The 23,124-nt window shown below is 60.1% G+C and carries 18 protein-coding genes and 1 pseudogene; 9 read left to right on the forward strand and 10 right to left on the reverse strand.

The features are described from left to right. Positions 1–447 precede the first annotated feature (447 nt). The gene (locus GA0061101_RS25525) at positions 448–2,394 is read left to right on the forward strand and encodes a methyl-accepting chemotaxis protein (protein WP_037197036.1); all 1,947 of its coding nucleotides are present in this window, start codon (positions 448–450) and stop codon (positions 2,392–2,394) included. Positions 2,395–2,453: 59 nt separating this feature from the next. Here GA0061101_RS25525 and GA0061101_RS38845 read toward each other — a convergent pair. Together GA0061101_RS38845 and bhcR are read right to left on the reverse strand one after the other, a co-directional pair. Next, positions 2,454–2,591, reverse strand: a pseudogene (locus GA0061101_RS38845) (cupin); the annotation flags it as partial. 128 nt (positions 2,592–2,719) lie between these two features. Further along, positions 2,720–3,529, reverse strand: coding sequence for an HTH-type transcriptional regulator BhcR (gene bhcR, locus GA0061101_RS25535; RefSeq protein WP_037197034.1), 810 nt, complete (start codon positions 3,527–3,529; stop codon positions 2,720–2,722). A gap of 195 nt (positions 3,530–3,724) precedes the next feature. On the opposite strand from bhcR, the gene bhcA reads away from it, so the two are divergent. From bhcA to GA0061101_RS25560, 5 genes are all read left to right on the forward strand, one after another. Next, positions 3,725–4,915 carry an L-aspartate--glyoxylate aminotransferase BhcA gene (bhcA, locus tag GA0061101_RS25540; RefSeq protein ID WP_037197032.1) on the forward strand — a complete coding sequence of 397 codons (1,191 nt, stop codon included), beginning with the start codon at positions 3,725–3,727 and terminating at the stop codon, positions 4,913–4,915. Positions 4,916–4,927: 12 nt separating this feature from the next. Beyond that, positions 4,928–5,875: a beta-hydroxyaspartate dehydratase BhcB gene (gene bhcB, locus GA0061101_RS25545; RefSeq protein WP_037197030.1), complete on the forward strand. Its 948-nt coding sequence runs from the start codon at positions 4,928–4,930 to the stop codon at positions 5,873–5,875. A 12-nt stretch (positions 5,876–5,887) separates the two neighbouring features. Further along, positions 5,888–7,051, forward strand: coding sequence for a 3-hydroxy-D-aspartate aldolase BhcC (gene bhcC, locus GA0061101_RS25550; protein WP_037197028.1), 1,164 nt, complete (start codon positions 5,888–5,890; stop codon positions 7,049–7,051). Positions 7,052–7,098: 47 nt separating this feature from the next. After that, positions 7,099–8,064: an iminosuccinate reductase BhcD gene (bhcD, locus tag GA0061101_RS25555; RefSeq protein WP_037197027.1), complete on the forward strand. Its 966-nt coding sequence runs from the start codon at positions 7,099–7,101 to the stop codon at positions 8,062–8,064. Positions 8,065–8,206: 142 nt separating this feature from the next. Next, on the forward strand, positions 8,207–9,190 hold the full coding sequence (locus GA0061101_RS25560; protein WP_244655273.1) for a type I glyceraldehyde-3-phosphate dehydrogenase: 984 nt from the start codon (positions 8,207–8,209) through the stop codon (positions 9,188–9,190). Positions 9,191–9,311: 121 nt separating this feature from the next. Here the strand turns inward: GA0061101_RS25560 and guaD are convergent, their stop codons facing one another. Further along, complete coding sequence (gene guaD / locus GA0061101_RS25565; protein ID WP_037197023.1) at positions 9,312–10,655, reverse strand: guanine deaminase; 1,344 nt, start codon at positions 10,653–10,655, stop codon at positions 9,312–9,314. Beyond that, positions 10,652–11,893: a urate hydroxylase PuuD gene (locus GA0061101_RS25570; protein WP_092575550.1), complete on the reverse strand. Its 1,242-nt coding sequence runs from the start codon at positions 11,891–11,893 to the stop codon at positions 10,652–10,654. The genes guaD and GA0061101_RS25570 overlap by 4 nt, the downstream gene beginning before the upstream one ends. 140 nt (positions 11,894–12,033) lie before the next feature. Here GA0061101_RS25570 and GA0061101_RS25575 point away from each other — a divergent pair, with 140 nt between their 5' ends. Next, entirely contained in the window at positions 12,034–12,978 is a 945-nt protein-coding gene (locus tag GA0061101_RS25575; protein WP_037197021.1) for a LysR family transcriptional regulator, read from the forward strand. Here GA0061101_RS25575 and xdhC read toward each other — a convergent pair. Genes xdhC through uraH form a run of 4 tightly spaced genes read right to left on the reverse strand, consistent with a single transcriptional unit; the run spans position 12,968 to position 18,032 of the window. Beyond that, positions 12,968–13,816: a xanthine dehydrogenase accessory protein XdhC gene (gene xdhC / locus GA0061101_RS25580; protein WP_092575553.1), complete on the reverse strand. Its 849-nt coding sequence runs from the start codon at positions 13,814–13,816 to the stop codon at positions 12,968–12,970. The two genes, GA0061101_RS25575 and xdhC, sit on opposite strands and share 11 nt — an antisense overlap. A 4-nt stretch (positions 13,817–13,820) precedes the next feature. After that, positions 13,821–16,175 carry a xanthine dehydrogenase molybdopterin binding subunit gene (xdhB, locus tag GA0061101_RS25585; RefSeq protein ID WP_092575556.1) on the reverse strand — a complete coding sequence of 785 codons (2,355 nt, stop codon included), beginning with the start codon at positions 16,173–16,175 and terminating at the stop codon, positions 13,821–13,823. A 3-nt stretch (positions 16,176–16,178) separates the two neighbouring features. Further along, entirely contained in the window at positions 16,179–17,663 is a 1,485-nt protein-coding gene (gene xdhA / locus GA0061101_RS25590; protein WP_092575586.1) for a xanthine dehydrogenase small subunit, read from the reverse strand. A gap of 3 nt (positions 17,664–17,666) precedes the next feature. Then, complete coding sequence (gene uraH, locus GA0061101_RS25595) at positions 17,667–18,032, reverse strand: hydroxyisourate hydrolase (protein ID WP_092575559.1); 366 nt, start codon at positions 18,030–18,032, stop codon at positions 17,667–17,669. Between the two features lie 159 nt (positions 18,033–18,191). Here uraH and puuE point away from each other — a divergent pair, with 159 nt between their 5' ends. Both puuE and GA0061101_RS25605 read left to right on the forward strand, forming a co-directional pair. Next, the gene (gene puuE / locus GA0061101_RS25600; protein ID WP_092575562.1) at positions 18,192–19,649 is read left to right on the forward strand and encodes an allantoinase PuuE; all 1,458 of its coding nucleotides are present in this window, start codon (positions 18,192–18,194) and stop codon (positions 19,647–19,649) included. A gap of 44 nt (positions 19,650–19,693) precedes the next feature. Further along, positions 19,694–20,179 carry an ureidoglycolate lyase gene (locus tag GA0061101_RS25605; protein WP_092575566.1) on the forward strand — a complete coding sequence of 162 codons (486 nt, stop codon included), beginning with the start codon at positions 19,694–19,696 and terminating at the stop codon, positions 20,177–20,179. A 273-nt stretch (positions 20,180–20,452) separates the two neighbouring features. Here the strand turns inward: GA0061101_RS25605 and GA0061101_RS25610 are convergent, their stop codons facing one another. Then, positions 20,453–21,745, reverse strand: coding sequence for an NCS2 family permease (locus GA0061101_RS25610; RefSeq protein ID WP_037197015.1), 1,293 nt, complete (start codon positions 21,743–21,745; stop codon positions 20,453–20,455). Between the two features lie 920 nt (positions 21,746–22,665). Then, on the reverse strand, positions 22,666–23,124 hold a 459-nt coding region (locus tag GA0061101_RS25615; RefSeq protein WP_208865031.1), incomplete at its 5' end, for a porin.

Genomic DNA, 23,124 nt, shown 5'->3' on the forward strand with positions numbered 1-23,124 from the left:
CGGCTGCCATCGCCACCAGCCCGGCCACACCATACCGGTGGCATACGGTCCCGAATTCAGGCCAATCGCTGTTCTACATCGCGATGCCGGATGTTCGGTGCTGATTGATGGTCGTTCCAGCCGCGCGATATGAGTTGCCGACATAAAATGCCAGGGCTGCTCTATGCCTCCTTGTGGAAGCGGACGAAGGCGAATCGTCTGCTGTCCGGCGCCCAGGCGTCATGAAATCCGTCGATAAGGACAGTCGGCAATTTGGTTGTTTGGAAGGTGAATATCGGAAAGGTGGCCGCGCGGCAGCATCAAAGCAGGAGATTATACTTACAACCTGAAGTAATTTTTGAATATTATAATATAATTTCATATAATCAAAGTAGAAATGTATGGTTGATAAATAATTAAGAATGTTTGGCTAGTTTTGCTATAGAAACAAACTGGGGGAGTGCGACGATGGCGTCGATACAACATAAGATCATCATTGCAAGTGTCGCAATTTTCGCCCTGGCCGGTGGCGCCACGGGTGTCGGGCTGTGGTCAGCCGCAACTCTTGCAGATAACAACGCCGAGGTTGCCCGTACGGCGGATGTGCTTCGGAACCACATGCAGGCGGACATGATGCACGATGCGCTTCGGGCAGACGTGCTGGCGTCGATGCTGGCGGCAAATCCGGCGGCAGGGATCACCACGGACGCGGTAAAGGCCGATCTAAACGAACACAAGGCCTCTTTCCGGGAAATGATCGAAGCCAACAAAAGGCTCGCAACCGACAAGAGTGTGCAGGAAGTGCTTGTCAACGTCGAAGCTCCTCTTTTGAAGTATATCGACAGTGCCACGGCGATGGTCGATCTTGCTGCGAAGGATCAGGATGCAGCCATGAAATCGCTACCCGAATTCATGAATCAGTTTTCCGCTCTTGAAACGGCCATGGAACAGGCCGGGGATCAGATCAGTGCCTTGTCCGCTGCAACGGCAAAACAAAGTGCCCGTATGCAAGCCTTCGTGGACAGGCTTTTGAACGGCCTTCTCGGTTTGACAGCTCTATTTTCCATCAGCCTCTACTGGTTGACACGCAAGACGGTTACGAAGCCTATCCTTGCTCTTTCCAATGATATGGAGAGGCTGGCCGGGGGCGAGACCGACATCCGTTGCGGCGCGATTGGTCGTTCAGACGAAATCGGTGTCATGGGATCGGCCTTTGAAGTCTTCCGACAAGCTGCGATTGCCAATAAGCAGCTTGAACAGGATGCAGAGGCAGCCAGAAAGCAAGCCGAATCGGATCAGGTCGCTGCTCGACGCGAGGCCGACGAAGAGGCGACGGATCGTCTTCGCGTCGCCACATCAGGCCTTGCGGCCGGATTGAAGCGGCTTGCTGGCGGCGATCTGGCATTCCAGCTTGACGAGCCTTTTTCCGGGGATTTCGAAGCGCTTCGGCAGGATTTCAACAGGTCGGTCAAGCAGCTTGGAGATGCGCTCGGCGGAATCTCCATCGCCATTGCAGCGATCGATGACGGTACGCGCGAGATTTCTTCCGGCGCCAACGATCTCTCCAGGCGCACCGAACAGCAGGCGGCCTCCCTTGAGGAAACAGCCGCGGCGCTTGACCAGATCACCGTCAATGTATCGAATTCGAGCAGGCGCGCCGACGAGGCCCGCACTGCGGCGACCGAAGCCAATCGCAGCGCCGCAAAGTCCGCCGAAGTCGTATCGCACGCCGAGGAAGCCATGCGCCGCATCGAGGCATCCTCGCAACAGATTTCCAGCATCATCGGGGTGATCGACGAGATCGCCTTCCAGACAAATCTTCTGGCGCTGAATGCCGGGGTCGAGGCAGCGCGCGCCGGTGAAGCCGGAAAGGGTTTTGCGGTTGTCGCTCAGGAAGTGCGTGAACTTGCACAGCGATCGGCACAGGCAGCCAAGGAGATCAAGGGGCTGATCCAGAAGTCGTCATCGGAGGTTGAAAGCGGCGTCAAGCTCGTGCTGGATACCGGCATGTCGCTGAAGACGATTGGCGAGCAGATCGCTGACATCAACCAGCACATGAACGCCATTGCGACCTCAGCGAAGGAACAGTCCACCGGATTGGCAGAGGTCAATACGGCCGTCAATTCGATGGATCAGACAACACAGCAGAACGCAGCCATGGTCGAACAATCGACCGCAGCCTCGAATAGCCTGGCAATGGAGGCAGCCAAGCTTCGTGATCTGGTCTCCCAGTTCACGCTGCAAGCTTCCGCCTCCGCACAATCTGCAGCGCTGCGCAGGACGGGACGGGCGATGGCTGAACCCGATAGGCAGGCGACCGTCGTCTCCATGATGCCTCAGCCTAGACGAGCCGCAGCCGCCGGAAACAGGGCATCGGCTTCAGCAGCCTCTCAAAAGGAATGGGAAGAGTTTTGAGGCTTCGTACCGGTCAGGTCGACCGGTACGTCGCAGCTGACGGAGAACTGCGGAAAGACGGAGAGCCGGTTCTCCTGATATTCCGCCACCTTGAAGACGGCGACGAATTGCAGATCCGTCTTGCTGGTGTTTTCGATGATATGGCCTTGGCTTTTCCTCATGTATCCGATGTCGCCCGGCCGGAAGTCGGCAGTCCGGTACATGACGAACCCTCGCATCTTGCCCGGCGCGAACCGAGCGCCTGGCTGGCTGATATGGGAAGCCGCTGAGCAGAATCATACTTAAGTCGAGGTCGGCTGGGTAACGGGCCGGGCCTAAACCTCGATTACGGTGCGCCGAGGCGACGGGACACCATTCTCGCCGCGCTTCTCACCCGCTCGCCGAGCTGGTGGATATCAGCGTCCGGAAGACGATGTATTGGTCCGGAAACGGAAATGCCTGCCACCGCCTCGCCGTGCACGTTCAGGATGGGCGCCGCGACGCATCGCATCCCCTTCGTGCGTTCCTCGTCGTCGAACGAATAGCCTCTCTCCCGCGTCTTCTGCAGTTCCTCGCGCAATTGCTCGAAGGAACGCACGGTGTTTTCCGTAAATCGCTCGAATTCTTTCTTCCGGAAGAGCGCTGAAAGCCGGTCTTCGTCATATGTGCTGAGAAGCGCCTTGCCGATGCCGGAGGCATGCAGTGGCGATAGTGTTCCGGGTGGGAAAAAGGCACGGATCGACTCATGAGTCTCGACCTGGCTGATGAACAGGACGTTGCCGTCCTTCTCGATGCCGAGATTGGATGTCTCTCCGGTTTCGAGCATGAGTTCGCGCATGATGGGGCGGCTCCGCTCGACGACGTTGGAGCGACGGAGGAAAGCTGCGCCAAGCCGATAGGCCTCGGGACCGATGTGCCAAACCTGGCGATCGGGACTGATCTCGACGAACTCGCGGCGCTCAAGCGTCGCCAACACGCGGTGCATGGTTGCTGCCGATTGCCCGAGCTGGCCGGCCAGTTCCGACAATGTCTTGCCTTCCGGCGTCGCGAGAGCATCGAGGACATCCAGTGCCCGATCGAGCGCCTGGATCGTGTTTTGTGTCTGAGGGCCGTTGAAGGCCTTGGGGCGGCCTCTTCGGCGCGGTTTTTGAGGCATCAGCCGTCGTCTCCAATGGCGTTCAGTCGATAAAAAATTCTGACTTGAAAAATACATTTATACCATGGAAAATACCAATCAATTGATTATATTGCATATTATAACAATAATAACGATTTTGAAAAATCATTTCAAAAAAATTTATCTCCTATTTCCGGCGTGCTATCAATTCTCCCACAACAGGAGGACGCCCAAATGTATATGCAAAATCCCGTCTTCATTCCGGGCCCGACCAACATGCCTGAGATCCTTCGCAAGGCTGCGGACATGCCGACGCTCGACCATCGCTCGCCCTTGTTCGGACAAATCCTTCGTCCGGCGCTTGCGGGTGTGAAGAAGATCCTGAAAACCGAAGCCGCCTCCGTCTATGTATTTCCGTCCACGGGAACCGGCGGATGGGAGACGGCGATTACAAACACGCTCAGCCCCGGCGACCGTGTCCTTGCCGCGCGCTATGGCATGTTCAGCCAGCGCTGGATCGATATGTGCCAGCGGCACGGGCTGAAAGTCGACATCATCGAAGCCGCATGGGGTGGCGGCGCTCCAGCCGCCCGCTACGAGGAGATCCTCGCGGCCGATACCGCGCATGAGATCAAGGCGGTTCTCGTCACTCATAACGAGACGGCAACCGGCGTTAAATCCGATATCGCCGCCGTTCGGCGGGCGATCGACGCGGCGCGTCATCCGGCTTTGTTGTTTGTCGATGGCGTCAGCTCCATCGCTTCGATGGATTTCCGCATGGACGAATGGTTGGTCGACATCGCCGTCACGGGCTCGCAGAAGGGCTTCATGCTGCCTGCAGGCCTCGCGATCACGGCCTTTTCGCCGAAGGCGCTGGCGGCGGTCGAAACGGCCAAGCTTCCGCGGACATTCTTCGACATCGGAGACATGGCCAGGAGCTACGCAAACAATGCCTATCCCTACACGCCGGCCGTCGGGCTGCTAAACGGGCTCAAGCTGTCGACGGAACTATTGCTGGCGGAAGGCCTGGAGAATGTCTTCGCCCGCCATCGGCGCATCGCCTCGGGCATTCGTGCGGCCGTCCGGGCATGGGGGCTGGAGCTCTGTGCCATGAGCGAAGACCTCTACTCGGACACGGTCAGCGCAATCCGCACGCCTGAGGGCTTCGATGCGACGTCGATCGTGGCGCACGCCGCCAAGACATATGATGTCGCCTTCGGGGTTGGCCTCGGCGAGGTTGCCGGCAAGGTCTTCCGCGTCGGCCATCTCGGCAGTCTCACCGATGTCATGGCGCTGTCGGGCATTGCGACGGCTGAAATGGTCATGGTCGATCTCGGCCTCGACATCAAGCTCGGCTCGGGTGTTGCCGCTGCGCAGGACTATTATCGCGACGGCCGCACGTCCAAGGTCCGGGCCGCTGCCTGAGGAGCCGGAACCATGTATATCCCAACACTTGCCGACATGACTGCCGCGGATGAGCGGATCAGGCCTTACATTCATCGAACCCCGGTTCTGACGTCCAGCTTCATCAACTCGCTGGCCGGAGCCGAACTGTTCTTCAAATGCGAGAATTTCCAGAAAGCGGGAGCCTTCAAGGCACGCGGCGCGTCGAACGCTGTTTTTGGCCTCAGCGACGAACAGGCCGCCAGGGGCGTTGCCACGCATTCGTCCGGCAACCACGGGACATGCCTTTCCTATGCGGCCGGCCGTCGCGGAATTCCGTGCACGGTCGTCATGCCGCGCACCGCGCCGCAGGCAAAGAAGGATGCCGTCCGGGGATATGGCGGCAAGGTCGTCGAGTGCGAACCTTCGACCTCATCGCGCGAGGCCGTTTTCGCCGAAGTCGTGGCTGAAACGGGAGCGGAGTTCGTGCATCCCTACAACGATCCGCGAGTCATCGCGGGACAGGCGACCTGCTCGAAAGAACTGATCGAACAGGTTGACGGGCTCGATGTCGTCATCGCCCCGATCGGCGGGGGCGGAATGGTCTCGGGAACCTGCCTCACTCTCTCCAATCTTGCGCCCCGCATCAAGATCTACGCAGCAGAGCCGGAGCAGGCTGATGATGCCTACCGCAGTTTCAAAGCCGGCCACATCATCGCAGACGACGCGCCGAACACCGTGGCCGATGGTCTCAAGGTGCCGCTGAAGGAGCTGACCTGGCATTTCGTCAGAAACCACGTCACGGATATCCTGACGGCTTCCGAGGAAGATATCGTCGATGCAATGAAGCTCATCTGGAAGCGGATGAAGATCGTCATGGAGCCTTCCAGCGCCGTGCCTCTGGCGACCATCCTGAAGAACACGCACGTCTTTGCCGGAAAACGCGTCGGCATCATCATCACCGGCGGCAACGTCGACCTCGATAAATTGCCTTGGCAATAGGGAGCAGAAGCAATGAACATGGAACCGAAATTTGCCGGCATGGAAGTCGGCTACGACGTACCGGCTCTTCCCGGAATGAGCGCCGATGACATCCAGACGCCCTGCCTGATCCTGGATCTCGATGCGCTCGAGCGCAACATCCGCAAGATGGGCGACTATGCAAAAGCCCACAACATGCGCCACCGCGCGCATGGCAAGATGCACAAGTCTGTCGATGTTCTGAGGCTCCAGCAGGAACTGGGCGGTGCTGTCGGCGTCTGCTGCCAGAAGGTTTCCGAAGCGGAAGTCTTCGTTCGCGGTGGGATCAAGGATGTGCTGGTCTCGAACCAGGTTCGCGATCCGGCAAAGATCGATCGCCTGGCACTGCTGCCGCAGCGTGGCGCGCGGATCATCGTCTGCGTCGACGACCTGGCCAATGTCGATGAGCTCTCCAGGGCAGCGCAGAAATACGGCACGACGCTGGAATGCTTCATCGAGATTGATTGCGGCGCCGGACGGTGCGGCGTCACGACGACCTCGGCCGTCGTCGAGCTTGCCAATGCCATCCATGCGGCCCCCGGCCTCAAGTTCACAGGCATCCAGGCCTATCAGGGCGCCATGCAGCACATCGACAAGTATGAAGACCGCAAGGCCAAGCTCGATGCGGCGATAGCCCAGGTCAAGGATGCCGTCGACGCGCTCAAGGCCGAAGGTCTCGACCCCGAGCTGGTCAGCGGCGGCGGCACGGGCAGCTATTATTTCGAGAGCAATTCGGGCGTCTACAACGAGCTGCAGTGCGGCAGCTATGCGTTCATGGACGCGGATTACGGCCGCATCCGTGACAAAGACGGCAAGCGGATCGATCAGGGGGAATGGGAGAATGCGCTGTTCATCCTGACCAGCATCATGAGCCACGCAAAGGCGGACAAGGCAATCTGCGATGCCGGCCTCAAGGCGCAATCGGTCGACTCCGGATTGCCCTTTATCTATGGCCGCGATGACGTGAAATATATCAAATGCTCGGACGAGCATGGCGTTATCGAAGACCCGAGCGGCGTCCTCAAGATAAACGAAAAGCTGCGTCTGGTCCCCGGTCATTGCGATCCGACCTGCAATGTCCATGATTGGTATGTCGGCGTGCGCAACGGCAAGGTCGAAACGCTCTGGCCCGTGTCCGCCCGCGGCAAGGCCTACTGACGAAACAGGGGGGTCCGGCCCCCATTGAAAAGCTAGCGGAAGCCAGAATGATCATCGTTCCTGAGACTGAAATTGCCGGATTGGTGACGCCTGCCGATTGCTTCAGGGCGGTCGAGGGGGTGTTTGCCTCGATGGCGGATAAATCGGCCCACAATTTCCCTGTCGTCCGCGAGGCGATCGGGCATGCCGATGCCCTCTACGGCTTCAAGTCGGGTTTCGATCGCAAGGGCCTGGCGCTCGGTCTCAAGGCCGGTGGGTTCTGGCCGAACAATGTCCACAAGGGCCTCACCAACCATCAGTCGACCGTGTTCCTGTTCGATCCGGATACCGGCAAATGCCGCGCCGTCGTCGGCGGCAATCTGTTGACTGCGCTGCGGACGGCGGCGGCCTCTGCCATCTCGATAAAATATCTTGCCCGTAAAGACGCGAAGGTCCTCGGCATGATCGGTGCCGGTCACCAGGCGACGTTTCAATTGCGCGCAGCCCTTGCGCAGCGCCCATTCGAAAGGATCGTCGGCTGGAATCTGCATCCGGATATGCTGAGCCGTCTGGAGGAGGTTGCCAAGGAGGAGGGCCTTCCCTTCGAGGCAGTCGATCTTGATCGGCTGGGGGCAGAAGCGGATGTCATCATCTCGATCACCTCGTCTTTTGCGCCGATGCTCAAGGCATCGCAGGTTCGAGCTGGCACACATCTCGCCTGCATGGGGACCGATACGAAGGGTAAGCAGGAGGTCGAAGCCGAAATCCTCGCTGCGGCAGCCGTCTTCACCGATGAAGTCGCACAGGCCGTTACCATCGGCGAATCCCAGCATGCGATCGAAAGGGGACTGATCCGTGAAGAGGCCATCGTCGAGATTGGCGCCGTGATCAACGGAACCCACCCCGGACGCACCTCCGCAGACCAGATCACGCTCTTCGACGGTACGGGGGTTGGCCTTCAGGATCTTGCCGTCGCCTCGGCTGCCGTCGAGCTCGCTCTGGCAAAAGGCGTGGCAATCGAGGTCGACTTCTAGGGCCGGCGCATCTAAAGGGAGGAGGATAGGGAGGACGGTGGCATCGACATCCGCGACGCCACGGCGATAGCCAATTCAACCGCGACACTGCAGGCCTCCGGCATTGTCGATTAAGGGTGTAAGTCGTATGTCGAACCGGCCGTTGAAGATTGCAATTAACGGGTTTGGAAGGATCGGGCGTTCGGTCCTGCGTCTCCTCCTGCGCGATCGTCCTGATATGGAAGTCGTGCTGATCAACGACATCGCCGCTTTGGAGACATGTGCCTACCTCTTCGAATATGACAGTATTTATGGTCCCTGGCCGGAGGCCGTCTCGACTGGCGAGCGGACGCTCGTCGTCGGCAAGGTGTCGATACCGTTTCACAATGTTCCTGATATCAGCAAGCTCGACCTTCACGGCGTCGACGTTCTCCTGGAATGCACCGGCCATGCCAATTCCCGAGCGGTGGCTCAACGAGGCATAGATGCCGGCGCAAAGAAGGTGCTGATTTCCGGTCCGTCTGCCGCTGCCGATGCAACATTGGTGCTGGGTGCCAATGAGGAAGCCTTCCGCGGCCAGACCGTGGTTTCAAACGCCTCATGCACCACAAATGCGCTTGCGCCGCTTTTGCGCATTGTTGATCAAGAGTTCGGCATCATCGGCGGCCAGATGACCACCATTCATTGCTACACCGCAAGCCAGCCGACGATAGATCAACCGCGCTCCGATCTAGCCCGAAGCCGTGCCGCCGCGCTTTCGATGGTGCCGACGACCACGAGCGCCCATGCGATCGTCGGGGAAGTCCTTCCGCATCTTGCCGGCCTGATCGAGGCGCGCGCCCTTCGGGTGCCGACGGCCAGCGTTTCGGCGATCGATCTCACCGTCGCGGTTCGGCATGTTTCTGACCTCGACACCATGCGTACGAAACTGAAACAAGCAGCCGATGGATCGCCGGTGTTGGGTTGGATCGAGAAGCCGCTGGTCTCGGTGGATCTGCGCGGTCGTCCTGAATCTCTTGTTTTGAGTGGACCGGAGATTTCGCTTGGCGCCGGCGGCCTTCTCAGGGTGTTCGGCTGGTACGACAATGAATGGGGCTTCTCGAACCGGATGCTCGACATGGCGCAATACATCGGGCGCACGAACTAGGGGGACGGTGAATTCGTCTTTTGAAGACGATGAGTTTGTCAGTCTCGTTAGACCTTCCGGTTTCGCCGCCGTCCCCTACGCCGGAGATGGCGGCGCGGACGATGCGCGCGCCGTCGGTTGATCAGGCAATTTGCAGTGACTGAGGTGCTGTTGCTTGACGCTTTCTATCCTTCGTCTTCATCGCCTTGCCGGCAACATAGACTTCGGCGATGCAACGGTCGTCGCCCATGGTCTGAAGAATAAAGAGCTCTTCGGCGAGCGACGTCGCTGTGCGCATGCGGAACTCCATCGCCGATTTGGCGCCGGAATCGAGCACGACGATGTCGGCATCCGCGCCTGCCTGGAGCGAACCGATCTGATGCTCCAATCCGAGCGCCAGGGCATTGCCGCGCGTCATGCGATAGAAGGAGTTGAACGGCGTCAGCCGTTGGCCCTGCAGGTGCAGTACCTTGTAGGCCTCATCCATCGTTTCCAGCATGGAGAAGCTGGTGCCGCCGCCGACATCGGTGGCAACCGACCAGCGCGCACCAAACTTGTCGAACCTGGCGGCGTCGAACAGTCCCGAACCCAGGAAAAGGTTTGACGTCGGGCAGAAGACGCCGACAGCGCCAGTTTCGGCAAATACGGAAACCTCGCGATCGCTCAGATGAATGGAATGACCGAGCAGCATACGCTCATTGAGCAGGTCGTAGCGGGCGTAGATATCCGTGTAGTCCTTCGCCTCGGGATAGAGGGATGTGGCAAAGGCAACCTCGTCGCGATTTTCGGAGAGGTGCGTCTGGACGTAACAGGTCGGGTGTTCGGCGACGAGAGCCTGACTCATTTCCATCTGCTCGGGCGTGGAGGTGATGGCAAAGCGCGGGCTGATCGCATAATGCGCGCGACCGCGGCCATGCCATTTCTCAATGAGTCGGTTGGTTTCGTCATATCCTTGCTGTGGCGTGTCGCGCAACGCTTCCGGAGCATTGCGATCCATCATGACCTTGCCGCCGATCATGCGCATGCCGCGCGCCTCGGCCGCGACGAAATAAGCGTCGACGCTTTCAGGATGCACCGAGCAATAGGCAACCGCGGTCGTCGTGCCGTTCGACAACAGCTCGTCCATGAAGCGATCGGCCACTTCAGCCGCATGGGCGGCGCGTGCGAACTTCTGTTCCTCGACGAAAATATAGGTGTTCAGCCATTCGAGCAGCTGCGCGCCGTAGGAAGCGATCGCCTGCGTCTGCGGGAAATGCAGGTGCGTATCGATAAAGCCGGGGAGGATGAGGTTCGGCCGATGATCGACAACCTCAACATTGGCACCCGCCAGCTTGCGGATATCGCCATAGCTCCCGGTCTCGACGATCTTGCCGTTACGCACGAAAACCGCGCCATCTTCGAGATAGCGATAGGAGGCGGTGTCATCGATGCCTTGCGGCTCGGCGACGAAGGTCAGCACACGGCCGCGGATCAGCAATTCGTTCATTGGGCTTTCTCTCCACTAATGGCGCTTTCATACCAGGAGACGAGCAGGCGGCGCTCCTCGTCGGTTATATGCGAGGCGTTGGCCGGTGGCATGGCGTGGCTGCGGCCGGCCTGCAGATAGATCTCGCGGGCATGGGCGGCGATATCGCGATCCGTCTCGAACACCACGCCCCTGGGAGGGGCGATGATACCTTCCCAGCTGGGTTCCTTGGCATGGCACATCGAGCAGCGTCCCATCACCGTATCGCGTACCTTCGGGAAGGCCTGCATCGTGATGAAAGGCTGCTGGATAGCCGAGATCTTGGCGTCCGCTGCTTCACCGGTCAGCAGCTTCGGCACCGTCGAAAGCCACATGATGATGATGAAAAGAACGACGGTGACGAGCCAGGTCCAGGTCGGGTTGCCTGCATTGGCATGGCGGGTATTGAAATAATGGCGGATCGTGACGCCCATCAGGAAGACCAGCGAGGCGATGATCCAGTTGAACTGGGTGCCGAAAGCCAGCGGATAGTGGTTCGACAGCATCAGGAACAGCACCGGCAGTGTCAGGTAGTTGTTGTGTGTCGAGCGCTGCTTGGCGATCCTGCCGTATTTCGCATCGGGCGTGCGGCCGGCAAGGAGGTCGGCGACGACGATCTTCTGGTTCGGGATGATGATGAAGAACACGTTGGCCGACATGATCGTCGCCGTGAAGGCGCCGAGATGCAGGAAGGCGGCCCGGCCCGTGAACAGATGCGTATAACCCCAGGCGACCGCGACCAGGATGAAATACAGCGCCACCATCAGCCGGGTATTGTCATTGCCGAAGGGCGACTTGCAGATCAGATCGTACATGATCCAGCCGCCCGCGATCGTACCCAGCGAAATGGCGATCGCCACGGGCTTTGACACATCGAGCACGGCCGGATCGATCATGTAGAGGTCGGCACCGGCGTAGTAGACGAGACAGAGCATGCCGAAGCCGGAGAGCCAGGTGACGTAGCTCTCCCATTTGAACCAGACAAGATGGTCCGGCATGTTGGCCGGCGCCACCAGGTACTTCTGGATATGGTAGAAGCCCCCGCCATGAACCTGCCACTCCTCGCCATACGCCCCTTGAGGCAATGCGGCATGTTTCTTCAAGCCCAGGTCCAGCGCCACGAAATAAAATGACGAGCCGATCCAGGCGATAGCCGTGATCACGTGCAACCAGCGGACGGCAAATGTTATCCAGTCCCAGGCGATAGCGTATTCATACAAGGGAAAGTCCTCCCGATCTTCACGGGACTGTTTGCCATCGCATGATTTTCTAGGAAATCCCGGTGAATCCGCAACACTTTCAAAAAAATCTATAAGATGACCCCTGCTTTGATCCGCACGCCAATGTGGTAAAAGGAACCATGTCCTATCTCGATAATGTGCGTGTCTTCGTTCGTGTGGTCGAACTCGGAACCCTTTCGGCGGCGGGGCGCGATCAACGCGTCACCCCTGCGGTGGCGAGCAATCGCATCAAGGAACTCGAGCGCCATCTCGGCGTACGGCTCTTCAACCGCACGACCAGGAAACTCTCGCCGACCGAACACGGCCGCGTCTTCTACGACGGCGCTGTGAAGATCATTGAGGCGGTGAACGAGGCCGAAGGGGCGATCGCCGACCTCTCGCGCAATCCGAAGGGTTCGCTCCGGATTACCGCGCCGCTCGGCATCGGCCGCCGGCTGATCGCCTCCGGCATTCCGGAGTTCCACGACAAATATCCGGATATCGAAGTGCGCGTCCGCTTGTCCGACCACAATGTCGATATCCTCGCCGAGGGCGTCGACGTGGCTTTCAAGCTCGGTGTGCTGGAGGACTCGAACCTGCGAATGCGCGGCATACTTAATTGCGAGCGCGTGCTCTGCGCCTCACCAGACTATCTGGCAGGGCGCGGGGTACCGGCGAACGCGGATGCGCTGATTGCCGATAAGCATGACTGTCTTCTGCTGCGCTATCCGGGATCCAAGGAGTATTTCTGGACGCTGGTAACGGCGGATGGCCCGCGCAAATTCGAGGTCGCCGGCCCGTATGACAGCGACGACGGCGACGTGCTCACCCAATGGGCTTTGGAAGGTCGCGGCATCATCAACAAGCCGCTGTTCGAGGTGAAGGCCCATCTTAGGGAAGGCCGGCTGGTGGAGATCTTGAAGGACAGTCCGCCGGCCCCCGTGCAGCTCGCCGCGATCTATCCGCACAAGCGTTTCCAGGATCCGAAGGTTCGGCTGATGATCGACTTCATGGCGGAGCGCTGTCAGCGGCTGATCGGCAAGCTGCTCCAGGACGAGCCTGCGGCCGCCGCCTCTAGCGGCTGACCACCGAGACGGGCTTGATCTGGCTTGCTTTCCAGCTGAGCGCCGCCGTCATGATTTCCGCAGCGGCGAGCGTGGCGATGACGGCAGGACGTTTGTCCTTCAGCGCCGTGCCACCGATCGGGCAGACAAGTCGATCGAAGAGATCCGGGAGGCCGGTTTCTCGCGACAGCCAGTTGCGGAACGTGGCTCGCTTCGTCTTGGAACCGATCATACCGACATAGGCAGCATCCCGATGCTTGAGCGCTTCGGCCGCAATGAGGAAATCAAGCGCATGGTCGTGGGTGAGGATCACGAAGCTGCTGCCGGCCGGCGCATCACGCACCACAGCCTCGGGCATGGCCGTCAGGCAGGTCTCGATATGGGGCACGATGCAGGCGGTGAGTTCGTCCTCTCGCGTATCCACCAGCACGACACGCAGCGGTGCCAGCGAAAGCGCCATGACGAGCGCGTCGCCGACATGGCCGGCTCCGAAAACATAGACATGCGGCCGCGCCGCCATTTCCCCCTCGCTGCGGGCAATGAGATGGTCTGCAAGTTCCGCATTGAGCGCGGTGAACGCAAGTCCTACCCGACCGCCGCAGCACTGGCCGATCTCCGGGCCGAGCGGCACGTTCATCGGCTCCGCCGCAATGCCGGAGCGCAATGCCCTACGCGCCTGGTCGATCGCCATATATTCGAGCTGCCCGCCGCCGATCGTTGCAAAAATCGCCTGTTCCGACACCAGCATCCAGGCGTCGGTATCGCGCGGCGCGGAGCCTGCGACACCGGTCACCTCGACCAGGATCGACGCCGGTTCGCGGCGCAGGAAATCCCGGATGTCTTCGCACGCGGCGGGCATGACCTCACTCCTTCTTTGCCGACCTGAGACGTTCGATCGCCATCAGCACCCGCTCCGGTGTTGCCGGCGCATCGAGGCGCGGACAGATCTTGTGGTCGGCGACGCTGGCTACAGCATCCGACAAGGCATGCAAAACTGCAAGGCCGAGCGGCAAAGGCGGCTCGCCGACCGCCTTGGAACGATGGATCGTCGGTTCATAGGCTTCGGACCAGTCGGTCAGCGCTACATTGAAAATCTTCGGTCGGTCGGATGCAAGCGGGATTTTATAGGTGGAGGGTGCGTGGGTGCGCAGCCGCCCCTTATTGTCCCAGAACAATTCCTCCGTCGTCAGCCAACCCATGCCCTGGATGAAGCCGCCCTCGATTTGTCCGATATCGATGGCCTTGTTCAACGAACGGCCTGTATCGTGCAGAATATCCGTCCGCTCGACCACGTACTCCCCGGTCAGCGTATCGATGGATACCTCCGAGCATGCGGCGCCATAGGCGTAGTAATAGAAGGCGTGGCCGCGGCCCTTGGAGCGGTCCCAATGGATTTTCGGCGTTTTGTAGAAGCCCGCCGCCGAAAGCTGGACGCGTGCCATATAGGCCTTCTTGACGAGATCGTCGAAGGCTATCTCGATATCACCGATGCGCACCCGATTGGGCAGGAAGATCACCTGATCGCGGGCCACCTGATGGCTTTCAGCCGCGAAGGCGATCAACCGGTCCTTGATCTGGCGCGCGGCGTTCTGCGCCGCCATGCCATTGAGGTCCGCGCCGGAAGAGGCGGCCGTCGGCGAGGTATTGGGCACCTTGGCGGTCGTCGTGGCGGTGATCTTCACCCGGTCGAGATCAATCTGGAATTCCTCGGCCACCACCTGCGCCACCTTCAGATGCAGGCCTTGCCCCATCTCGGTGCCGCCATGGTTCATGTGCACGGAACCGTCGCTATAGACATGAACCAGAGCGCCGGCCTGGTTCGACTCGGTCTTGGTGAAGGAGATGCCGAATTTCACCGGCGTCAGCGCAAGGCCGCGCTTGACGATGCGGCTCTTCGCATTGAATTTTGCGATGGCCTTGCGGCGGCCGGCATAATCGGCACTCTCCTCCAGCTCCGCGACGATGCGCTGGATGATGCAGTCCTCCACCTTCTGGTGATAGGGCGTGAGGTTGCGCTCGCCCTCGACGCCCATGGCGTCGTAAAAATTCAGCTTGCGGATATCGAGCGGATCCTTGCCGACGGCGAAGGCTACCTCGTCGATGACGCGCTCGGCGCCCACCATGCCCTGCGGGCCGCCGAAACCGCGAAAGGCCGTGTTGGAGACGGTGTTGGTATAGAGCGGGGCCGATTTCGCATGAACATGCGGGAGGAAATAGGCGTTGTCGCAATGGAACAGCGCGCGGTCGCCGACGGGGCCGGAGAGGTCGGCGGAAAAGCCGGCCCGAAGCGCGAATGTATAGTCGATGGCAAGGATGCGGCCGTCGTCGTCGAAGCCGACATCGTAGTCGATGGCAAAGTCATGCCGCTTGCCGGTGGCGGTCATGTCCTCATCGCGGTCGAGCCGGACTTTGACGGCGCGGTTCAGCTTCTTGGCGGCGATGGCAGCGATTGCCGCGCACTGGTTCGCCTGCGTTTCCTTGCCGCCGAAGCCGCCACCCATGCGGCGTATCTCGATCGTCACGGCATTGCTCGGCACACCGAGCGCATGGGCGACCATGTGCTGCGTCTCGCTCGGCCCCTGGGTCGAGCAATAGACGATGACCTCATCGTCCTCACCGGGCACTGCGAGCGAGACCTGCCCTTCGAGATAGAAATGATCCTGACCGCCGAGCCGCATGCGGCCTTTGACGCGGCGTGGCGCGCGCTCAAGCTCGGCTGCTGCATCGCCCCTCTTCAGCGTCAGCGGCGTGACGACCTGCCGGTGGGTGGAAACGTCGAGATCCCATATGTCGATATCGGCTGGCAATTCGTCATATTCGATCTTCGCCAACCGCGCCGCGCGGCGGGCCTGCTCCCGTGTCTCGGCAATGACGCAGAAGATCGGCTGGCCATGGAATTCGACCTTGCCGGCAGCAAGCACCGGGTCGTCATGCATGTTGGAAGGCGAGATATCATTGACGCCGGGAACATCCTCGTGGGTCAGGACAGTGACGACGCCAGGGGCGGCGCGCACGGCAGACAGATCGACCGATTTCAGAATACCGTGCGCTACGGTCGACAGGCCGAGGCCGGCATGCAACGTGCCTGTTGGCTCCGGGATATCGTCGATATAGACGGCCGTGCCGGCGACGTGCTTGTGGGCGGAGTCGTGGCGAGGGCTGGTATGGACGCCGCCGATAATGGTTTCTGCCTTGAGGCCGGACGTGTGCTTGTTCATGGCCTATGCAGCCTCGTATCTGGACACCTGAACCGGTGTCGCGCCTGTCGTCGTCTCCAGGTAGAACCGGAGAAGAAGGTTCCTTGCCGCGAGCGCGCGGTATTCCGCGGTGGCCCGCATGTCGCTGAGCGGCGTGTAGTCCTCGGCGTATCTTTCCATCGCTCGTTCCACCGTGGATTCGTTCCAGGGCTGGCCAAGCAGCGCCTTTTCGACGGCAAAGGCCCGTCTCGGTGTTCCGGCCATGCCGCCATAGGCGATGCGGATCTCCGTGACTGTGTCGTCGTCGGCAAGTGTCAGGCGGAAGGCGCCGAGCGTTGCGGTGATGTCCTCGTCCCGGCGCTTGGTCACCTTGTAGATGGCAAATTTTTCCGATGCAGCAGGAATAGGCACACGCACGGCTTCCACGAATTCGCCCGGCTGCCGATCCTGCTTGCCATAGGTGATGAAGAAGTCTTCGAGCGCGACGATGCGCCTGACAGCACCCTTGCGCAAGGTGAGCGAAGCCCCGAGCGCGATCAGGGGTGGCGGCGTATCACCGATCGGCGAGCCATTGGCGATGTTGCCGCCGATCGTTCCCATGTTGCGCACCTGCTGGCCGCCGATACGAGTGATCAGTGAGCCGAGTGCCGGGATGTGCCGCGAAAGGGTTGCGATCGCTTCCGAGTAGGTAACGCCGGCACCGATGGAGACGATGCCATCGTTCACGGCGATGGACTTCAACTCGTCGAGCCCGGCAATGAAGACCGCCGGCGAGATGTCGCGCATATGCTTGGTGACCCAGAGGCCGACATCGGTGGAGCCCGCGATCACGGTGGCGGTCGGCGACACCTCGAGAACAGCTGCGAAATCGTCAAGGTTCGCCGGCACGACCAGCTGGCTGCGGTCGTCGCCGATCTCGACCCGCGCGCCATCGTGCAAAGCCCGCAGGCGGGCGGTCATCGCTTCCCGTTCGACGAGCAGAGGATCCTTCGTCGTCCCGCCATAGCTGAAAATTGCGCGCGCTGCGCGCAGGATCGGCTCATAACCGGTGCAGCGACAAAGATTGCCCTGAAGCGCGATTTCGATCTGCTGGTCCGTCGGGTTCGGCGTCTGCATCCAGAGGCCGTAGAGCGACATGACAAAACCTGGTGTGCAGAAGCCGCATTGCGAGCCATGACAGTCGACCATGGCCTCCTGAACCGGATGCAGCTTTCCGTCGCGGCCTGTGAGATGCTCGACGGTCACCACATGGCAACCATCCAGCGAACCAAGGAAGCGTATGCAGGCATTGACGCCCTCATAGACGAGGTCACCCGCCGGCGTGAGCCGCCCCACAAGCACCGTGCAGGCGCCACAGTCGCCCTCGGCACAGCCCTCCTTGGTGCCCTTGAGCGACCGGGAAAGCCGCAGCCAGTCGAGCAGCGTCTGGTTCGGCGTGACGTCGCGGAGCGTAATATCCTGGCCGTTGAGGATGAAACGCAGTTCGGAGCGGATCGTGACGGGCGCCATCATTTAACTCCCACGGTAGGTGGAATAGCTGTAGGGCGAGAGGAGCAGCGGCACGTGGTAGTGCGCGCTTTCATCCGCAAGGCCGAACCGGATCGGGATGATATCGAGAAACATCGGGCCCTCGGATGTGCGGCCGAAATAGTCACCGGCATGGAAACGCAGTTCGTAGGCGCCGGCCTTCATGGTTTCGGCCGATAGCAGCGGTGCATCACAGCGGCCGTCGCCGTTGGTCCTGGTTGATTTGACGTGGTGATGCGTATCGCCTTCGATCCGGTAGAGATCGACGCGCAGGCCCTGAGCCGGCTTGCCGAGCGCCGTATCCAGCACGTGGGTCGTGAGCCGGCCGGCTCCTCGCGAATGAGATTGCATGTTTTCTCCCGAACGTAGCGCTTCTGTCGCCACTATCCCTCAGGCTTATTCCCCTGAAAAGCGGCGGGATCGTTCGAGACTTTCAAAATTTCCAGGGGGAATAGCGCGCGCGATTTGTGGTTAGAAATTTGCCATCGAAGACATTTGGAGGAGTGTTCCATGCGATATTGCCGTGACATGCACGGATATGGCCAGACGCCGCCGGCGGCTGAGTGGCCTAATGATGCGCGCATCGCCGTACAATTCGTCCTGAATTACGAAGAGGGCGGCGAGAACTGCGTGCTGCATGGCGATGCCGCATCAGAAGCCTTTCTTTCGGAAATCGTCGGCGCCTCCCAATGGCCGAGCCAGCGCCACTGGAATATGGAATCGGTCTATGAATATGGCGCCCGTGCCGGCTTCTGGCGCCTCCACCGGCTTTTTACCGAGAAGCAGCTGCCCGTCACCGTTTACGGCGTCGCAACCGCACTGCAGCGCTCGCCGGCGCAAGTCGCCGCCATGCTGGAGGCCGGCTGGGAAATCGCCTCGCACGGTCTGAAATGGGTGGAGCACAAGGACATGGCTCCGGGCGTGGAGCACGCGGCAATCGCCGAGGCGATGCGCCTGCACACATTGGTCACCGGCGAGCGGCCGCGTGGCTGGTACACCGGCCGTTGTTCGGCAAACACCGTCGATCTGGTGACGGAATTCGGCGGTTTCGACTACATCTCCGACACCTATGCCGACGACTTGCCCTATTGGTATGAGCATGGCGGTCACCAGCAGCTCATCATCCCCTACACGCTCGACGCCAACGACATGCGTTTTGCGACGCCGCAGGGCTTCAACAGCGGTGACCAGTTCTTCAGCTACCTGAAGGATTCCTTCGATGCGCTCTATGCGGAAGGCGCCGCCGGCAGCCCGAAGATGATGAGCATCGGCCTGCATTGCCGACTGATCGGCCGGCCCGGCCGCGTCATGGCGCTCGCCCGCTTCATCGACTATGTTCAGAGCCACGAGAAGGTCTGGATCGCGCGGCGCATCGACATCGCCGAACATTGGGCAAAGACCCATCCACCGAAGCCGGCCACGGAGCGGCCCTCGCAGATGCCAGAGGCCGAGTTTGTCGAGCGCTTCGGCGGCATCTTCGAACATTCGCCCTGGATTGCGCAGCGCGCCTTCGCCGGCGAACTCTCGCCAGCCAACGATACCGCAATCGGCCTCCACGCTGCTCTCGCCTTCCAGTTCCGCGCAGCGAGCGACGAGGAGCGGTTTGGCGTGCTCACCGCCCACCCGGATCTTGCCGGCAAGCTGGCGCAGGCCAAGCGCCTGACGGCGAGCTCGACGGAAGAACAGGCCTCCGCCGGCCTCGATGCGCTGACGACAGAAGAACACGCACGTTTGACCGACCTCAACAATCGCTACGTCACAAAATTCGGTTTCCCATTCATCATCGCCGTGCGCGACCATACGAAATCCGGGATCCTCGCCGCGTTCGAGACCCGGATCGAGAACGACCGTGACGCCGAATTCGCCGCCGCCTGCCGCCAAGTGGAGCGGATCGCGCTTCTGCGGCTCGACGCCATGTTCCGAGACGCACAGGCATCGCACCCGCTCGGCCAGCGGACTGCTGCGTGAAACGCTGGCGCTGCCCAGAAAGAACAGAAGTGAGGAGAGCGTGAATGAAAGTGATCGAGATACAGCCGTTGACGAGCGTCGCCTTCTTCCCCTTCGGCGAGGTGATCGAAATGGAAGGGGCATATAACTATCCCATCAATGCCGGGAAATGCGTCCGATACCATGACCTCGCGAAGATCGAGACAACAGGCGAGAAGGCACCTGCGATGATCAGTCTGCTCCGGGGCGAGCCTTACATGCTGCCGCTGGAACTGCGGATGGTTGAGCGGCACCCCTTCGGTAGTCAGGCCTTCATCCCGTTGACGGATAACCCGTTCCTGGTTGTCGTCGCGCAGGAAACAGCCAATGGGCCGGGTGAGCCGCTCGCTTTCCGGACGAAGCCCGGGCAGGGCGTCAATATCGGGCGCAATGTCTGGCACGGTATCCTCACCCCTCTCGACGGTGTCTCCGACTTCGCCGTCGTCGACCGCGCCGGCGAGGGCGTAAACCTGGAAGAGCATTTCTTCAAGGAACCGTTCCTGATCCGCTGATCAGACAAGGGTGAGTTGGGACAAGAAGAAGGGCCGCCACGGCCGTGGCCCCCCTTCTTTGATTCACAAGCATCTTTAATTTCGCATCCAATGTGCCACGGGATGATCGCGCGTGCTTTGCTCCGCTCCCCGTCCTTCGGGAACTTGCCGCCAATAAAATCCACGGCTTGCCGGCCAGTCGATAATTCCGGATTCAAATAGAAACGGCCTGCAAACAGGCTCAGGAGCCGGGGCGTCCGATCGGATGACCCGGCTCCTTGAAGAGTGCAACTGTTAGTCTGCGAAGAAGGCGAAGCGCACGATGAACAAGGCCGCAACGATCTGTGTCGCCAGATGAAGCGTGTTCCATCGGCCGGTGCAAACCTTCAGGACGACGTAGCTGATGAACCCGAAAGCAAGGCCATTGGCGATCGAGTAGGTAAACGGCATCGCCAGCGCCGTGAGTGCCGCGGGTGCAGCTTCAGTCAGATCATCCCATTCGATTTCCGTCAGCTCACGCATCATCAGGCCGGCGACGTAGAGCAGGGCCGGCGCCGTCGCATAGGCGGGAACAGAGGCGGCGAGCGGGGAAAAGAACAGGGCCGCGACAAAGAGCACGGCAATTGTCACCGCCGTCAGGCCTGTGCGACCTCCCGCCTGAACGCCCGAAGCACTTTCGACATAAGCGGTCGTGCTGCTGGTGCCCATCAATGAGCCGGCGACAATAGCCGCGCTGTCGGCGAGCAGAGCCCGGCTCAAGCGGTTCGGCTTGCCTTCCTCGATCAGTTTCGCCCGCTTGGCGACGCCGATCAGCGTCCCGGTCGCGTCGAAGACCTCAACGAGCACGAAGACGAGGATGATGTGGATCAGGCCTCCATGGAGAGCTCCTACGATGTCGAGCTGCATAAAGGTCGGCATGATCGAGGGAGGCATCGAAACGATGCCGTGGAACTGGCTGACGCCGAAGATCCAGGAGAGGACGGTGACAGCAAGAATGCCGATCAGGATCGAACCCCTTACTTTCATCGCATCGAGAACGGCGATGACGAAGAAGCCGAAGATTGCGAGAAGGGGCCCGGTCTGCTTCAGGTCTCCGAGACCGATGAGCGTCGCCTTGTTGGCGACGACGATGCCGGCACCCTTGAGGGCAATGATAGCCAGAAAAAGGCCGATACCGGCGGCGATAGCGCTTCTGAGCGAGCGCGGGATGCCCGCTATCAGCCAGCTGCGTACGCCGGTGACTGTCAGAAGGACGAAGATCCCGCCTGAGATGAAGACCGCGCCGAGCGCCTGTTGCCAGGTAAAGCCGAGCGCTGCGACGACGGTGAAGGCAAAGAAGGCATTGAGCCCCATGCCCGGCGCCAACCCTATCGGCCAATTGGCGACAAGTCCCATGACGATGGAACCCAATGCCGCGGCAAGACAGGTGGCGACAAAAATGGCATTGCGGTCCATGCCCGTGGTCGACAGGATATCCGGGTTGACGAAGATGATGTAGGACATCGTCAAGAACGTCGTCACGCCTGCGATGAGTTCGGTGCGGACGGACGTGCCGTGCTCACTCAATTTGAAAAGTCGTTCAAACATAGTTCCTCCCTAAGCGTTCCCAACGCCAGTGCATGTCATGAAGCTGGCCTGCATCTCCTCCGGATGCCGGCGCGACAAGCGCTTGTAAACGCTTCGTAGCGAGGGGGATTGTGCGCTGTTAGAGGCTCTGCGCGCTAGAGCCGGATTTCCCTGCAATTCGCGAAAGTCATTCTAGTTTTTCGGGCTATTTCCGAGCGGTGGATTTGCGTTTCGGAGCGATCACAGAATGGAGAAGACCTTCGATGCGGATATTTCCAACGTGTTCTGTTCGCCACCGCCTGGCGCCATCGATCGGGCAACGATGATACGCGCTGTGTTTTACAGGTGCGAAACGACAAAGCCAACCTATTTTGCGCCAGAAGGCGGCGCTGCGGCCACAGCGCTCCATGTGGCGGAGATTTCAGCACGAGCTATAGGTTGCCGGCAAAGCTGTCGGGGATATGTGACTTGTCCGCGCGCAGGACATTGACGCAAAACACCGCATTCTCGATGGTTGCCCGTGTGGCTGGACTGAGATGACGGATACAGACGAGAAGCGTCGGGCCAACTGCAAGATTATCACAAATGCACGCTGCGACGATCTGTTTGAAATGCTCGAACAGCGATTGGCTCGCTTCAGCATGCCGGGGATCTAACACGGTATTTGTTGCTGGCGTCTACGGCGCAGCACATTCAAAGATTCGCATATCACCTTGAAGAGTATTCGGTTCACAAAGCCGTTCGCTGCAGAGCGGACGCAGCCTGACGATACTCATCATGGACCGAATTGCCGACGCGCACCGATCCGTGCACCCATGCTGCTTGCATGGAGATGGATGGCTTCTCTTTGAGCAAGTGCTGTTGATGACCCTCATAAATAGAAAGAAGGCTCGGAGGGAAACCGAACCTTCTCCCTTTTCTGATCGGAGGTCGAAGTCAGATCAGAAGCTGCGCTCGAAGCGGAGGATACCAGCCCACTGGTCTTCGTTGATCGAATCCCAGTTGGTGTAGGTAACTTCCGGCTCGATGAGCAGGTTCTTGACCGGCTTGAACTTGAGGTTCGTGGTTGCAGAGAAGATCTTCGAGTCGGTGTAGGCGACCTGGAAGTTCCACTTCAGCTTTTCGTTGATCGGAACGCTTGCGCCGCCCCAAAGAGCCCAGTCACCCCAGCCGATACCGGAAGCATCGCCAGCACCGTTCGCACCAGCGTACTTGTTCAGCTTGTCGCCGTCGGTGTTCCAGCCGCCCATCAAGAAGGCCGAGAAGACACCGAAGTCAGCATCGACACGAGCCTTGATGGCGCCTTCTTCGACGATCGAGTCATAGCCGCCAACGACCTTGAAGCCCCATGCGCCAGACTTGAAGCCGGCACCGGCAACAACGTCGGGAGCGTAATGGTC

Origin of the sequence: Martinezella lusitana, assembly GCF_900094565.1 — a bacterium.
Taxonomy (GTDB): domain Bacteria; phylum Pseudomonadota; class Alphaproteobacteria; order Rhizobiales; family Rhizobiaceae; genus Rhizobium; species Rhizobium lusitanum.